We start from the raw sequence: 14563 nt of genomic DNA on the forward strand, positions 1-14563 counted from the left end.
GTTGCTGCTCCGAACGGGGGACGTTCCGGACGGGGGCGTGCGGTGCCCTCCGGCGCGGGCGGGAGGGCCGTGCGCGCCGTGGTGGACCGGGGCGGACCGCTCAGCGAGCGGTGGCGGTGGCCGACACGCGTTCGCTGTCGATCCGCTGGGCGAGCGCGTCCTCGCCGAGCCGGTCCAGGTGCCGGCAGAGCACCACCGAGCCGCCGGTGGCCAGGGGCGCGTACAGCCCGGCGCTCAGCCCTTCCCAGGTGTCGTACGGCAACCCGGACAGGAGCCGGGAGCCGGGCCCGGTCAGGCCGAGGGCGGGCGCCTCGGCGCGGGCCCGCTCCACGACCTCCGCGCCCGTGTACTCCGCCCCGGCGACGATCAGCGCCGCCGCCTGCGGATCGACGGGCGCGTACGGCTGGAAACGGTCGCCCTGGCCCGGCACTTCGGCCGCGTAGTCCAGGAAGCCGGCCGGCACCTGCGGGAAGCGTCCGCCGAGGGGACGCAGGGCGAGGGCGACGCGCTCCCCGGGGCAGGCGCGCGCCGCGTCGAGCGTGTCGGGCCCGCTGACGACGAGGTCCGCGGCCGACGCGTCGCCGCCGAGGTCCGCGACGACGCCCACGGACGCGCACGCGAGCAGCCACACCGCCGTCTGCCAGTGGGCGGGCAGCAGCAGCGCGACCCGGTCGCCGGGCTCGGCGGCGAGGTCGCCCTGGAGCAGGTTGGCGGTCTTGGCCACCCAATTGGCGAAGGTGGTGACGGAGAGTTCGACGCGTTCGCCGGTGGCGTCGTCGTAGAAGGTCACCAGGGGGCGCGAGGGGTCCGCGACGAGCGCGGAACGCAGCAGGTCGGCAGGGGTGCGGTCGGTGGCGTTCACGCGCGCAAGCGTACGCGGGGGGCGATGGCCGGGGGCGGCGCGGCGGGTGTGTGACGAGCCACCGGTTCGGCCGAGCGGATCCGACGACCCGTCAGTTCCTTGATGGACATATATGTCTGACTATGTACAAGATCGTGGTCATGCGTGGATTCCTTGCTTCCTCGATCGGTGTCAGCTGCGCCGTACTCGCCCTGCCCCTGGCGCCCCCGGCCGCGGCGGCCGGGCCGGTCGCCGCGGCGGCCGTCCCCGGCAGTACCCAGTCGCTCCCTCTCGCGCCCCTCACCGGCTCGCGCGCCCCCGAGGCCGCGACCGAGCGGGGCCTCGCCCCGCAGACCGTGCGTTCCTTCTCCCTGGTCGGCGTCGTCTGGGACGACCCGGCCGCCCGACTCCACGGCCATGTCCGGATCCGCACCCGGGCGGACGGCACGGGCCGGTGGTCCGGCTGGCAGGAACTGGAGGTCCGGAACGAGGACCACGGCCCCGACCCGAGCACCAGGGAGGGCAGCTCGCGCCGGATGCGCGGAGCCACGGCGCCGCTGTGGGTGGGCGCCTCGGACGGTGTGCAGGTGTCGGTCCGCGCCGACGAGGCCGGATCCGGTGAGACCCGCGCCCCGCGGCTCCCCGACGGCCTGCACGTCGAGCTGGTCGACCCGGGCCGGGCACCGGGGGAGGACGCGCCCGCAAATCCCGCAAATCCCGCAAATCCCGCGGATCCCGCAGGTCTCGCCGAGGAGCCGGACGGCCCGGTCACGGACGCACCGGACCAGGCCGTGGGCGCGGGCACGGACGCGGAAACGATCACGTCCGCCGTCGAAGCCGGCCTGGCCCCCCTCAACGGCCTGGGGATCCCGGGCCCTTGGAAGGGCCCGGAGGAATCGCGGAAGCCGGGGAGGGCGGCCGGGAAGGACACGCCCACGGAGCGCACCCGGCAGGCCTACGCCGCCCCGCGCCCGCGCATCGTCTCGCGCAGCGGCTGGGGCGCCGACGAGAGTCTGCGCGAGCCGGACTTTCTCTACACGGACACCGTGAAGGCCGCCTTCGTGCACCACACCGCCACGGGCAACAACTACACCTGCGCCCAAGCCCCTTCCGTCATCCGCAGTATCTACCGCTACCACGTGGTGAGCAGCGGCTGGCGCGACATCGGCTACAACTTCCTCGTCGACAGGTGCGGAACCATCTACGAAGGCCGCGCGGGAGGCGTGGAGAAGCCCGTCCAGGGCGCCCACACCCTCGGTTTCAACAGCGACACCACGGGGATCGCCGTCATCGGCACCTATTCCAGCACCGCCCCGACGGCCGCCGCGGTGGACGCCATCGCCCGGCTCACCGCATGGAAACTCGGCCTCTTCGGTGTGGATCCGCGCGCCAAGACATATCTGGAGTCCGGGGGTGGCAATCTCTACCCAAAGGGCGAGAACGTACGACTGAACGTGATCTCCGGCCATCGGGACGGATTCGCCACGGAGTGCCCCGGAAGGCTGCTCTACGGCGAACTCGGCCTGATCCGCCTCAAGGCGGCCCGCTACCAGGGCCGCTGAGGAGGGGGCGGTCGCGGGACGTCGTACGCGACCGCCCGCGTGGCGTCGTACGGTGACGGGCACCACACCGCACGACGTCTCGCGCATGCCGCACGAGTTCATCCGTATGAAGGCGTGCGGGGGCGTTTCCCCACACAGCCGTCGAAGGACACCCCACTGTCGTCGAAGGCGCCTCTAACGGTCCTCATAACGCCTTTAGCGGTCCTCATAACACGGTCTGCATACACTGGCCGGCCGATGGACAGTTCGGCCGGTCCCGGCAGGAAGCAGAGACGACAGGTGACAGAAGCGATCCTCCTGGTCGGCGGCAGAGGCACCCGGCTACGCCCCCTCACGGTGCACACCCCCAAGCCCATGGTTCCAGCGGCCGGGGTCCCGTTCCTCACGCACCAGCTGGCGCGGGCCAGGGCGGCGGGAGTCGAGCACATCGTGCTCGCCACGTCCTATCTCGCCGAGGTGTTCGAGCCGTATTTCGGCGACGGGTCGGCCTTCGGCCTCCGGCTGGAGTACGTGACGGAGGAGGAGCCGCTCGGTACGGGCGGCGCCATCCGCAACGTGGCGAGCCGCCTCCACTCGGGCCCCGACGAACCGGTGCTCATCTTCAACGGTGACATCCTCACGGGCCTGGACATCCGCGCCCTGGTGCACACCCACGAGTCGACGGGCGCGGACGTCTCCCTCCACCTGACGAAGGTGACGGACCCGAGGGCGTACGGACTGGTCCCCACCGACGAGTCGGGCCGGGTCACGGCGTTCCTGGAGAAGCCGCAGACCCCCGAGGAGATCGTCACCGACCAGATCAACGCCGGGGCGTACGTCTTCCGCCGCTCGGTGATCGACACCATCCCGATGGGCCGCCCGGTCTCGGTGGAGCGGGAGACCTTCCCCGACCTGCTGGCCGCCGGAGCCCATCTCCAGGGCATGGTGGACTCGACGTACTGGCTCGACCTGGGCACTCCGGCCGCCTTCGTGCGCGGCTCGGCGGACCTGGTCCTGGGCCGCGCCCCGTCCCCCGCGGTGCCCGGCCGCTGCGGTGACCGCCTGATCCTGCCGACGGCGTCGGTCGCCACCGGCGCGAAGCTGACGGGCGGCACGGTGGTGGGCGAGGGCGCGTTCGTCGGGGAGGGCGCCCGGATCTCGGGCAGCACGCTGCTCTCCGGCGCGGTGGTGGAACCGGGTGCCGTCATCACCGACTCCCTGATCGGCGCGCGCTCCCGGATCGGCGAGCGCTCGGTCCTCACGGGCGCGGTCATCGGTGACGGCGCCGTGGTCGGCGCGGACAACGAACTCCGTGACGGGGTACGGGTCTGGTGCGACGCGCGGATCCCCGCGGGCGCGGTGCGCTTCTCGTCGGACCAGTGAGGCCGAGCGAGCACGGCACTGCCGGGGATCGAAGGTAAGAACCTGGCAAGGGTCAGGTGAGGGCCGGGACGGGCCGGGAGCACCGTCCCGGCCCTCACCGCTGCCCCGACGTCGTACTCCTTCTACTGCCTATTGCTCCGTAACTCCCTCACAGCCGCCCGATGTCCCCGCGCCGCATCCGCGGGGCCCGGCGCGGGGGCACGGAGCCGCTCAGCAGGATCAGCCGCGCCGCCCGGTGCCGCTGCCCCGCGTACGGCTCCAGCAACGACAGCATCCTCTCGTCGTCCGCGTTCCGGTCCCCCGCGAGGGCGTACCCCACGATCCCCGGCAGATGCAGATCCCCGACGGTCACCGAGTCCGCCGCCCCATGACTGCGCTGCACGGTCTCCGCGGAGGTCCACGGCCCGATCCCCGGCACCACCTCGAGCCGCGCCTGCGCCTCGGCCGGCGCCATCCCCGTCGCCTCCTCCAGCCGCGCGGCGAGCCGTACCGCCCGCAGGATCGTCGACGCCCGTTTGTCGTCGACACCGGCGCGATGCCATTCCCACGACGGGATCAGTGCCCAGGTACGCGGGGCCGGCATCACATGCATCCGTCCCGGCGCGGGGCCCGGCGCCGGCTCGCCGAACTTCCGTACCAGCAGCCGCCACGCCCGGTACGCCTCGTCCGTGGTGACCTTCTGCTCCAGGACCGACGGGATCAGCGACTCCAGGACCAGGCCCGTGCGCGTCAGCCGCAGCCCGGGACGCCGCTTCCAGGTCAGCGCGAGCAGCCGGTGCCTTGGCTCGAAGGCGCCCGGATCGTCCGACGCGCCGAGCATCTCGGGCAACTGCTCCAGCAGCCACTCCGCCCCGGGCCCCCAGGCCTCCGCCTCGGCGTTCCCGTGCCGCAGCGCGACGCGCAGGGTGCCCGGCCCCTGAGGGGTGTGGCTGGCCCGCCACACCGAGCCGTCCGGGGTCGCCCGGAACGTGGGGTCGGCGGGCCCGCGCCGCAGCGGCCCCAGCACCAGCCCGAGGTCGAGCGGGCCGGTCGGGGTCCAGGTCCGCCGCCGGCCCGGGGCCGTGGCCTGCCGTGGCACGCCCCTGGGTACGACGACGTCCCCACCGCGCAGGGTCGTCGGGGTGGGGCGGAGAGGGAAGCGTCCGGCCACGGCGGGGGTCCTAGGGAGGCGGGTCCTGGAAACTGGCGTGTCTTACGTGTCCTGGGTGTCTCGAGAGAGTCGTGTCCTACGTCTCTTGAGAGAGTCACGTGTCTTAAGAGAGTAGAGCGCGCGACGGCCGCGCGGGGGCGACCGTCCGCACCACGCGTCCCGAGTCCGGGCCGGGCGACCCGGGGCCGGCGCTCCGCGCGCTCACCGCACCTCGATGAACGCCCCGGGATCCCGCTCCGGCCGGGGCCTCGGCTCCTCGGCCGGATGCCCGACCGCCACGGCGCCCATCGGCTCCCAGGTCTCCGGGAGCCCCAGTACCTCGCGTACGACGTCGCGGCAGAACATCGTCGACGACACCCAGGCCGAGCCCAGTCGCTCCCCGGCGAGCGCCACCAGCAGGTTCTGCACGCCCGCGCCGGTGGCGACCACGAACATCTCCCGCTCGGCCGCGTCCCGCCGCGCATGACCGTAGCTGTGGGAGCCGTCCATGACCATGCAGGGCACGACGAGATACGGCGCGTTGCGCAGCACGTCTCCGCGCCGGACCCGCTTCGCGATGGACTCCTCGCTCTTCCCGTCCCGGCGCAGATCGACGATCCACGCCTCCCGCATCGCGTCCAGCAGTCGCGTCCGCGACTCCTCGGACTCCAGCAGCACGAACCGCCACGGTGTCGTGTGGTGCGGGGCGGGCGCGGTCACGGCGGCGGCCACCGCGCGCCGTACGGCACCGGGGTCGACGGGCTCGTCGGTGAACGCCCGCACCGTGCGCCGCTGCGTCACCGCCTCCCGTACCGCCTCGGAGGTGCCCAGCCGGAACATGTCGTCGCGCGCGCCGCGCACCATCGCCCGCGCGCCCTCGCCGTCGTCCCCGGCCATCAGATGCGGCAGCCCGCGCACGACGGCGACGGGCAGCCCCTCGGCCTTGCCCTTGACCAGGTCACCGGCCGCGGCCAGTTCGTCGGCGGTGGCGACGACGGTCGCGCTCAGCGGAATGCCGTGCGCGTCCGTGCCGCCGCGCAGATCGTCCAGAACCCGTACGCCCGCGGCCCCGATGGCGACATCGGTGAGTCCGGTGCGCCACGGCCGCCCGAAGGTGTCCGTGACGATCACGCCGACGTCGACGCCGAGCGCGTCCCGCAGCCCGTCCCGGACGGCCCGTGCGGAGGCGTCGGGGTCCTCCGGCAGCAACAGCACGGTCCCCGCCGGGGTGTTGGAGGCGTCGACCCCGGCGGCGGCCATCACCAGGCCCTGCCGGTTCTCGACGATCCTGAGCGGTCCGCGCCGGGCGACGACCCGCACGGTCTCGGCGTCGATGGCGGCCTCCCGGTCGTCCGCCCGGACGACCCGGCCCTCGGCCTTGGACACGATCTTCGAGGTGACGAGGAGCACGTCGCCGTCGGCGAGCCCGGGCTCCGCCGCGGCGATGACCTTGGCCAGGTCGTCGCCCTCACGGATCTCGGGCAGCCCGGGCACGGCCCACACGCGGTAGCCCTGCGCACCGTCGGCCGAGGGGCCGCCCAGGGCCCCGCCGACCTCGCTCGTGGAAAGCCCGCCGCTCAAGCGCCCCGCACCTCCTCCGCCAGCGCCAGCGCCTCGCGGGCCATCCGGGCCGTCGCCTCCAGGTCGGTCATCATCAGCGGCACCGCGCGGCAGCGGATGCCCGCGGCCTCGACGCGCTCCACGGCGGCCGCGTCCACCGAGTCGACGAGCCAGCCGTCCAGCAGCCCGGAGCCGTAGTGCTCGGCGACCGCCGCGGCCGTCGACTCCACGCCGACCGCCGCGAGCACCTTGTCGGCCATGCCGCGCACGGGCGCGTCACCGACGATGGGGGAGAGGCCCACCACCGGCACCCCGGCGTTCGCGATGGCCTCCCGGATGCCGGGCACCGCGAGGATGGTGCCGACGGACACCACCGGGTTGGACGGCGGGAAGAGCACCACGTCCGCCTCGGCGATGGCCTCCAGGACACCGGGGGCCGGTTTCGCCAGCTCGGCGCCCACCGGCACGATCGCCTCGGCCGGGACGGAGGCCCGCAGCCGCACCCAGTACTCCTGGAAGTGGATCGCCTTGCGCTCGCCGTCCAGTTCGGCGGCGACATGGGTCTCCACGCGGTCGTCCGACATGGGCAGCAGCCGGACCCCCGGCTTCCAGCGGTCGCACAGGGCCTCGGTGACCGCGCTGAGCGGATAGCCGGCGCCCAGCATCTGCGTCCGCACGATGTGCGTTGCGAAGTCGCGGTCGCCGAGCCCGAACCACTCCGGGCCCACGCCGTAGGCCGCGAGTTCCTCCTTGAGGTGGAAGGTCTCGTCGGCCCGGCCCCAGCCCTGTTCCTCGTTGATGCCGCCGCCGAGTGTGTACATCACCGTGTCGAGGTCCGGGCAGACCTTCAGCCCGAAGAGGTGGATGTCGTCGCCGGTGTTGCCGATGACCGTGATGTCCGCGTCGGGAGCGGCCTGCTTCAGACCGCGCAGAAACCGGGCACCGCCGATGCCGCCTGCCAGAACCACAATGCGCATTGAGACAGTGTGTCAGCCGCCGGGCCGACTCGGCGGGGGTGGTCGACGCGGGACGGACGGGACGGTCCTGCGATCGAAGGCGACGACTCGGGACCGGTTGGGGACGTCCGCCGGGCACAGCCGGTGACCGTGTCGTGAGCTCCGGCCGGAGCTCAGCCGGTGACCGTGTCCACCGGGCCGTGCTCCGCCGCGCACGCCGAGACGCGGGTCTCCGCGGCCCCGGTGACCCCGGCGATTTCGCCGGCCGCCCCGGCCGCACGGAGCCGGGACTCGGGGAGCATGGGCATCTCGGTCAGGCCCGGGAAGTAGATGTGCAGGCTGACCGCCGGCTCCAGCGCGTCATTGACCACCTCGTGCACGTACCCCGGCGCGAAGACCCTCTGCGCCCCCGCACTCAACGCGCGGGTTCCGCGCTCTGTGCGCTCTGTCAGTGCGCCGTGCAGGACGGTCAGCACGCCGGACGAGCCCCCGTGGCCGTGCAGTCCGCTGCCCTGCCCGGCGACCCAGGACAGCAGCCACACCTCGTAGCAGGGCCCGGTGCGCAGCCGGTGGTACCAGCGGGAGGTCGCGTCGTACCGCACGAGGTGCTCCCACTGGGAGCGGTCGGCGGCGATGGAGCGGGCGAGGCCGGCGAACTCGGCCACGGTGGCCGGGTGCTCTCGCGGCGGCTGGAGCAGATGCGGTACTTCCAGGATGTCGCCGGCGATCTGCAGGTCGCTGTCGCTGTTCATGGGGTGCGGTCATTCCTCGGCGAGAGTGGGGGGGCGGCTGGATGTCGCGAGGCGTCCGCCCGGGTCGCGGGCGTGGCGGGGGCCCTGATAGGGGCGGGGAACAACAGCCGAGTCGGTGGACTCAGATGCGGCCGGAGCGGTGGGAGAGGCTCAACAGCCGAAACAGCAACAGCTACAGCGAGCGCGGGCAGCACCGTGGGACCCGGCGGAGCGGGTCTGGGTGAGTGCCGGGTTCGCGAGCATGCCCCCTAGGACACCGGTTCACACCTCCCCTGTCAACTTGAGGTCCGCGATGCGGGAGGTGTTTCACCTCATCCGGTTCATCTGCGAGACGAAAGGTTTGTTCACGGGGAGTCCGGGACACATGGAGCGCACCGCCGGGCGCGCGAACGCCGTTGCGATCTCGTGATCCGACTGTGATCCGGTTCGCTTCGCGGTGCGGGTCGGAACGAGATCGAACGTCCGGACGTCCTCCCCTATGACGGGGTGGTCGCCCATCAGGGCCCTTGTCGAGTGTCTTGGTTTATGCCGATTTGAACACTTTCCGCATAGCCTTGGTTCCGCAGAGTGAATAAGGGGCTCAATAGCAGATCTCGGCTTGACTGGCCCGGATCGGCACACTTGTAATTTCACTCGTGTCGTTCAGCCGAAATCGGTAACGGCTACATCACGGGGACGCGAAAGACTGACGAGGGGCGCACATGACCGAGCTGGTGCAGCAACTGCTGGTCGACGACGCGGACGAGGAACTCGGCTGGCAGGAGCGCGCGCTGTGCGCCCAGACCGACCCCGAGTCCTTTTTTCCCGAGAAGGGCGGCTCCACCCGCGAGGCCAAGAAGGTCTGCCTCGCCTGTGAAGTCCGCTCGGAGTGCCTCGAATACGCGCTCGCCAACGACGAGCGCTTCGGCATCTGGGGCGGTCTGTCCGAGCGTGAGCGCCGCCGCCTGAAAAAGGCCGCGGTCTGACACGGTCCCGCCGGAGACCTCCGGCGCCCTGGCCCGGGACAACGGCGCACGGCCTGCTGCCCAGATGTCACGACGGCCCGTCGCAGGTGGGTTATCCACAGGCGGCGGGCCGTCGTGCTGCCCAGCCGATAGTGTGGTCGCTCGTCCGAGACGCACCGCTGCCCCCGCGGGGCACAGGCGTCCACCGCAGTCCATCGAACCGGGGCCCGTACCTCGATGTCCGTGCACAGCCATACGGCAGCCCATCAAGACACCGCTGCCACACCTGAGTTCCCGCGTCATGTGGTCACCGCGGTCCTCGTCGCCCACGACGGCGCCCGCTGGCTGCCCGACGCGCTCGCCGGGCTGCTCGGCCAGGAGCGCCCCGTTCAGAACGCCATGGCGGCCGACACCGGCAGCGCCGACGACTCCGCCCGGTTGCTCACCGACGCCCTCGGCGGCGACCGGGTCCTGCACCTCGCCCGGCGCACCGGCTTCGGCCAGGCCGTCGATGAGGCGAACCGCGGCGCGGCCGTGCTGACCCCGGACGACCTGCCCTATCTCAAGCGCCCCAGCGGCTGGGATCCGGTCACCCGCACCTGGCGGGACGAGGCGTACGACCTGCCCGACCTGCCGTACGGGGAGCCGGTGCAGTGGCTGTGGCTCCTGCACGACGACTGCGCCCCCGAACCCGACGCCCTGGCCCAGCTCCTGCGGGTCGTGGAGAACGAACTGGAGCTGGGCCGCGACGACGTGGCCGTGGTCGGCCCCAAGCTCCGCGGCTGGTACGACCGCCGGCAGCTCCTGGAGGTCGGCGTCACCATCGCCAACTCCGGCCGTCGCTGGACCGGTCTGGACCGCCGCGAACAGGACCAGGGCCAGCACGACCACATCCGCCCGGTGCTGTCCGTCTCCACGGCCGGCATGCTGATCCGGCGCGACGTCTTCGAGGAGCTCGGCGGCTTCGACCGGCATCTGCCGCTGATGCGCGACGACGTCGATCTGTGCTGGCGCGCCCATGCCGCCGGCCACCGTGTCCTGATCGCCCCCGACGCGGTCGTACGGCACGCGGAGGCCGCCTCCCGCGAGCGCCGCGCCGTCGACTGCGCGGGCCGCACCACGGCCTCCCCGCACAAGGTGGACAAAGCGGGCGCCGTCTACACCCTGCTCGCCAACGCCCGTACGGCACAGCTGCCCTGGGTCCTGCTCCGCCTGGTCCTCGGCACCCTGCTGCGCACGGTCGCGTACCTCGTCGGCAAGGTGCCCGGACAGGCCGTCGACGAGATCCGCGGCCTGCTGGGCACCCTGCTGCGGCCCGAGCGGATCATCGCCGGACGACGCAGGCGCGGCCGTCCGCAGATCGACAAGGGCGAGCTGCGCCCGCTGTTCCCGCCGCCCGGAGCGACGATCCGGGCCACCGTCGAACAGGTCGCGAGCAACCTCGTGGGCCGCTCCGACCCCGAGGTCTCCTCGGCCGGCCGGCACGGCGGCGGCCTGGAGTCCGGACCGGGCGGCGACGACGCCGACTTCCTCGAGGTCGAGCAGTTCGGCCGGCTCAAGCGCATCGCCCGCAAACCGGGCCCGCTGCTCTTCGCCGTCCTCCTGCTCGTCTCGCTGGTCGCCTGCCGCGCCCTGCTCGGCGGCGGGGCGCTCGCCGGCGGCGCGCTGCTGCCCGCGCCCGCAGCCTCCTCCGACCTGTGGTCGAGCTATCTCGACGCCTGGCATCCCGTGGGCGTCGGCGGCACCCACTCCGCGCCGCCGTACCTCGCGCTCGTCGCCATGCTCGCGAGCCTCCTCTTCGGCTCCACCGGCCTCGCGGTGACGGTGCTGCTCGTCTTCTCCGTGCCGCTGGCCGGATTCACCGCCTACTTCGCCTCGCGGCCGCTCGTCGAGTCCCGGCTGCTGCGCGCCTGGGCGTCCATCGCGTACGCCTTCCTGCCCGCAGCCACCGGCGCCCTCGCCGGCGGCCGCATCGGCACCGCGGTCCTCGCCGTGCTGCTGCCGCTCATCGCGCGCGCGGGCATCGCGGCCTCCGGACTCGCCCACTCCTCCGGCGCGCGCGGCAGCTGGCGCGCCACCTGGGCGTACGCCCTTCTGCTGACGATCACCACCGCGTTCACCCCGATCGTGTGGCCCATCGCGGCGGTCCTGGGCCTCGCCCTGCTCGCCGTGCGCAGAAACGAGATCCTCGGCTACGTGCCGCGCGTTCTCGCCCAGTTGGGCACCCCGCTGCTGGTGCTCGCCCCCTGGTCGCTCACGCTGCTGCCCCTCGGCTTCTTCCGGGAGGCCGGTCTCGCCTACGGCAAGGGCACGGCCTCCGCCTCCGATCTGCTGGGCGCGAGCCCCGGCGGCCCCGGCACGGTCAGCGGCCTGATGCTCATCGGCATCGTCCTCGCCGCGCTCGCGGCCCTCGTGCGCGCCGGTCGCCGCAAGGCCGCCTGGACGGCATGGACGGCGGCCCTGGTGGCGCTCGTCTTCGCGGTCCTGTCCAACGCCTCGACCTGGGCCGGACCCGCGACCCTCGTCTACGGCCTCGCGCTGCTCGCCGCCGCCGCGGTCGGCGCGGACGGCGCCCGCACCCGCGTGGCCGAGCAGAGCTTCGGCTGGCGTCAGCCCGTGGCCGCGCTCATCGCGTTCGCGTCCGCCGCGGGTCCCCTGCTCATCGCCGGCGGGTGGATGATCCGCGGCGCGGACGGGCCCGTGGAGCGGCGCGACCCCGCGCAGGTGCCCGCCTTCGTCGCCGAGGAGGGCGGCACCAGCGACCAGGCCCGCACCCTCGTCCTGGACGGCGAGTCCACCGCGCTCGTGCGCTACACCCTGGTCCGCGGCTCCGGCGCCCGCCTCGGCGACGCCGAACTCGCCGCCGAGGACGGCGAGAACAAGCAGCTCGACAAGGTCGTCGCCAACCTCGTGGCGGGCTCCGGCGCCGACCAGGCCGACGAACTCGGCGGCTTCGCCGTGCGCTACGTCCTCGTCCGCAAGGGCGCCCCCCGCGACGTCAGCCGCGTCCTGGACGCCACGCCCGGCCTGAGCCGGCTCAGCCAGCAGGACGGCAGCGCCCTGTGGCGGGTGGACCGCGAGGTCTCCCGCGCGACGATCGTCAGCGGCTCCGCCGCACCGCAGCCCGTGGCGGCCGGATCCGTCGGGATCCACACCAAGATCCCGTCCGGCACCGACGGCCGCATCCTGCGGATCGCCGACACCGCCGACGCGGACTGGACCGCCACCCTGGACGGCAAGCCGCTCACCCGCACCACGGTCGACGGCTGGGCCCAGGGCTTCGAACTGCCCGCCTCCGGCGGCACGTTGGACGTGACCTACGACACGCCGTTCGGCCACACCGGGTGGCTGTGGGCGCAGGGCGCGCTCGCGGTCGTCCTCGTGGTGCTCGCCCTGCCGGGCCGCCGCCGGGACGTCGACGACGACCTCCCCGAAGAGCGGCCCGCGCCGGTCCAGGACGCCGGCGGCGAGGGCCGCAGGGCCCGCAGGCTGCGCGCCCAGGCCGAAGCCGAAGCCGAGGCCGAGGAGGCGGCACAGGACACCGACGCCCCGGACCCGGCCGAGGAGGAGGTGTTCGAACCCGTCGCGATCCCGCAGCAGCAGGCGTACGGGGAGTGGGACACGACGGGCTACGCGGGCACCGAGTACGACACCTACGGCGGCGAGCAGTACCAGAGCACCCAGGAGTACGCGCAGGGCGCCTACGAGCAGCAGCAGTACCAGGCCGACCCCTACCAGGGCGCCCAGTACGACCCGTACGCCTACGGCAACACGGCGCCGTACGACCCGACGTACCACCAGGGCTACGCCGCGCCGTACGACCCGGCGCACGGCACCGACAGTGAGCGCCCCGACGGGAGCCAGCAGTGAACCGCACGACCCTGTCCCTGATCGCCGGCGTGACCGCGCTCGCCGCCGTCACCGGGTTCGCCGCGCTCGACGCGCCCCACGCGCCCGGCAGCAGCACCGCGAAGACGGCCGCCCGGCTGCCCGTGGAGCAGACCCGGCTGCTGTGCCCCGAGCCGAGCACCTCCGACATCGCCGACACCACGTACACGTCGTTCACACCCGTCTCCCAGGGCACGAGCGGCAGCGGCAAGGCCCAACTCACCCCCGCCGACACGCAGTCGGCGGACAGCACGGACACCGGCAAGAGCGGCAGCGGCGGCAAGAGCGGGAAAGGCGGGAAGAGCACCAAGGGCGGCAAGAGCAAGGCGCAGTCCGACGCGCCCACCGTGACTCCCAAGGACCCCGGCACCCCGGTCACCGCGGACAGCTCGGGCTCGGACACGCCCGCGCTGATCGGCACCGCCACGGGAGGCCTCGCCCCCGGCTGGACGGTCCAGGAGACCACCCAGGTCGCCGCGGGCGTCGGCCGCGGGCTGCTCGGCACCGCCTGCAGCACCCCGGACACCGAGTTCTGGTTCGCGGGCGCCAGCACCGCCGCCTCCCGCACCGACTATGTGCACCTCACCAACCCGGACGACTCCGCCGCGGTCGTCGACATCGAGCTGTACGGCAAGGACGGCAACCTCAAGTCGACGGTGGGCGAGGGCATCACGGTCCAGCCGCACGCCAGCGAGCCGATCCTGCTCTCCACACTCACCGACGCGCAGGAGCCCGACGTCACGGTCCACGTGAGCGTCCGCAGCGGCCGTGTCGCCGCCGCCGTGCAGGCCCTCGACGACAAGCTGGGCGGCGACTGGCTGGCCGCCTCGGCGGACCCCGCGGGCTCCCTGGTGCTGCCCGGCATCCCCAAGGACGCCACGGACGTCCGTCTGGTGGTCTTCGCGCCCGGGGACAGCGACGCCGACCTCAAGGTGCGCCTCGCCTCGCCCTCCGGGCAGATCACCCCGGCCGGGAACGAGACGGTCCATGTGAAGGGCGGTATGACCACCGGCGTCGACCTCGGCGACGTCACCCGCGGCGAGGCGGGTTCCCTGGTGCTGAGCCCCGGCGACACCCCGGTCCCGGTGGTCGCCGCCCTGCGGGTGGTGCGCGGCAAGGGCGACAAGCAGGAGTCCGCGTTCATCCCGGCGAGCGCGCCGGTCGGCACGCGCGCGTCGGCCGCCGACAACAGCGCCAAGGACAGCACGCTCGCGCTGACCGCGCCGGAAGGCACGGCCACGGTCAAGGTCACCGCGTCCGCGGGCAGCGACGGCGGCACGGCGGCCGCCAAGGAGTACACGATCAAGGGCGGTACGACGCAGAACGTGGACGCGCCCGTGCCGAGCGGTGTGAAGGGCACGTACGCGCTCACCGTCGAACCGGTCTCCGGAGGACCCGTCTACGCCGCTCGTATGCTGCAGACGACCCTCGAGGGCGTACCAGCGTTCACCGTGCAGACCCTTCCCGACGACCGGGGCACGGTGGCGGTGCCCGAGACGGACCAGGACCTGTCCGTCCTGCTGAAGAAGTGACGGCCCGGGGCCACCGGAGAGGCCGGGCCCCGGCTCG

Annotated in this window: 10 protein-coding genes; 5 read left to right on the plus strand and 5 right to left on the minus strand. The window is 73.3% G+C overall.

Translation table 11 applies throughout. The annotated features are described in order from the left end of the window. Nucleotides 1-100: 100 nt before the first annotated feature. Nucleotides 101-862 carry a TIGR03089 family protein gene (locus ACFYX0_RS11250; RefSeq protein WP_355911622.1) on the minus strand — a complete coding sequence of 254 codons (762 nt, stop codon included), beginning with the start codon at nucleotides 860-862 and terminating at the stop codon, nucleotides 101-103. 140 nt (nucleotides 863-1002) lie between these two features. Between ACFYX0_RS11250 and ACFYX0_RS11255 the strand changes: the two genes are divergently transcribed. Together ACFYX0_RS11255 and ACFYX0_RS11260 are read left to right on the plus strand one after the other, a co-directional pair. Then, nucleotides 1003-2403: a peptidoglycan recognition protein gene (locus ACFYX0_RS11255; RefSeq protein WP_388969166.1), complete on the plus strand. Its 1401-nt coding sequence runs from the start codon at nucleotides 1003-1005 to the stop codon at nucleotides 2401-2403. 279 nt (nucleotides 2404-2682) lie between these two features. Beyond that, entirely contained in the window at nucleotides 2683-3765 is a 1083-nt protein-coding gene (locus ACFYX0_RS11260) for an NDP-sugar synthase (protein ID WP_355911628.1), read from the plus strand. A 148-nt stretch (nucleotides 3766-3913) separates the two neighbouring features. Here ACFYX0_RS11260 and ACFYX0_RS11265 read toward each other — a convergent pair whose 3' ends face one another. The 4 genes from ACFYX0_RS11265 to ACFYX0_RS11280 form a co-directional block, all read right to left on the minus strand. Next, nucleotides 3914-4915: a DNA-3-methyladenine glycosylase family protein gene (locus ACFYX0_RS11265; protein WP_388969169.1), complete on the minus strand. Its 1002-nt coding sequence runs from the start codon at nucleotides 4913-4915 to the stop codon at nucleotides 3914-3916. A 201-nt stretch (nucleotides 4916-5116) separates the two neighbouring features. Continuing rightward, entirely contained in the window at nucleotides 5117-6436 is a 1320-nt protein-coding gene (locus ACFYX0_RS11270) for a coenzyme F420-0:L-glutamate ligase (protein ID WP_388969232.1), read from the minus strand. Between the two features lie 35 nt (nucleotides 6437-6471). Beyond that, complete coding sequence (gene cofD / locus ACFYX0_RS11275) at nucleotides 6472-7431, minus strand: 2-phospho-L-lactate transferase (protein WP_388969172.1); 960 nt, start codon at nucleotides 7429-7431, stop codon at nucleotides 6472-6474. Nucleotides 7432-7583: 152 nt separating this feature from the next. Beyond that, entirely contained in the window at nucleotides 7584-8162 is a 579-nt protein-coding gene (locus tag ACFYX0_RS11280; protein WP_388969175.1) for a cysteine dioxygenase, read from the minus strand. A gap of 701 nt (nucleotides 8163-8863) precedes the next feature. Between ACFYX0_RS11280 and ACFYX0_RS11285 the strand changes: the two genes are divergently transcribed. From ACFYX0_RS11285 to ACFYX0_RS11295, 3 genes are all read left to right on the plus strand, one after another. Beyond that, nucleotides 8864-9127, plus strand: coding sequence for a WhiB family transcriptional regulator (locus tag ACFYX0_RS11285; protein ID WP_003975777.1), 264 nt, complete (start codon nucleotides 8864-8866; stop codon nucleotides 9125-9127). A 216-nt stretch (nucleotides 9128-9343) separates the two neighbouring features. After that, on the plus strand, nucleotides 9344-12976 hold the full coding sequence (locus ACFYX0_RS11290) for a glycosyltransferase (RefSeq protein WP_388969178.1): 3633 nt from the start codon (nucleotides 9344-9346) through the stop codon (nucleotides 12974-12976). Continuing rightward, nucleotides 12973-14526, plus strand: a complete 1554-nt coding sequence (locus ACFYX0_RS11295; RefSeq protein WP_388969181.1) for a DUF5719 family protein — start codon at nucleotides 12973-12975, stop codon at nucleotides 14524-14526. The genes ACFYX0_RS11290 and ACFYX0_RS11295 overlap by 4 nt, the downstream gene beginning before the upstream one ends. Nucleotides 14527-14563 lie beyond the last annotated feature (37 nt).

Origin of the sequence: Streptomyces sp. NPDC002573, assembly GCF_042889625.1 — a bacterium.
GTDB lineage: Bacteria > Actinomycetota > Actinomycetes > Streptomycetales > Streptomycetaceae > Streptomyces > Streptomyces gibsoniae.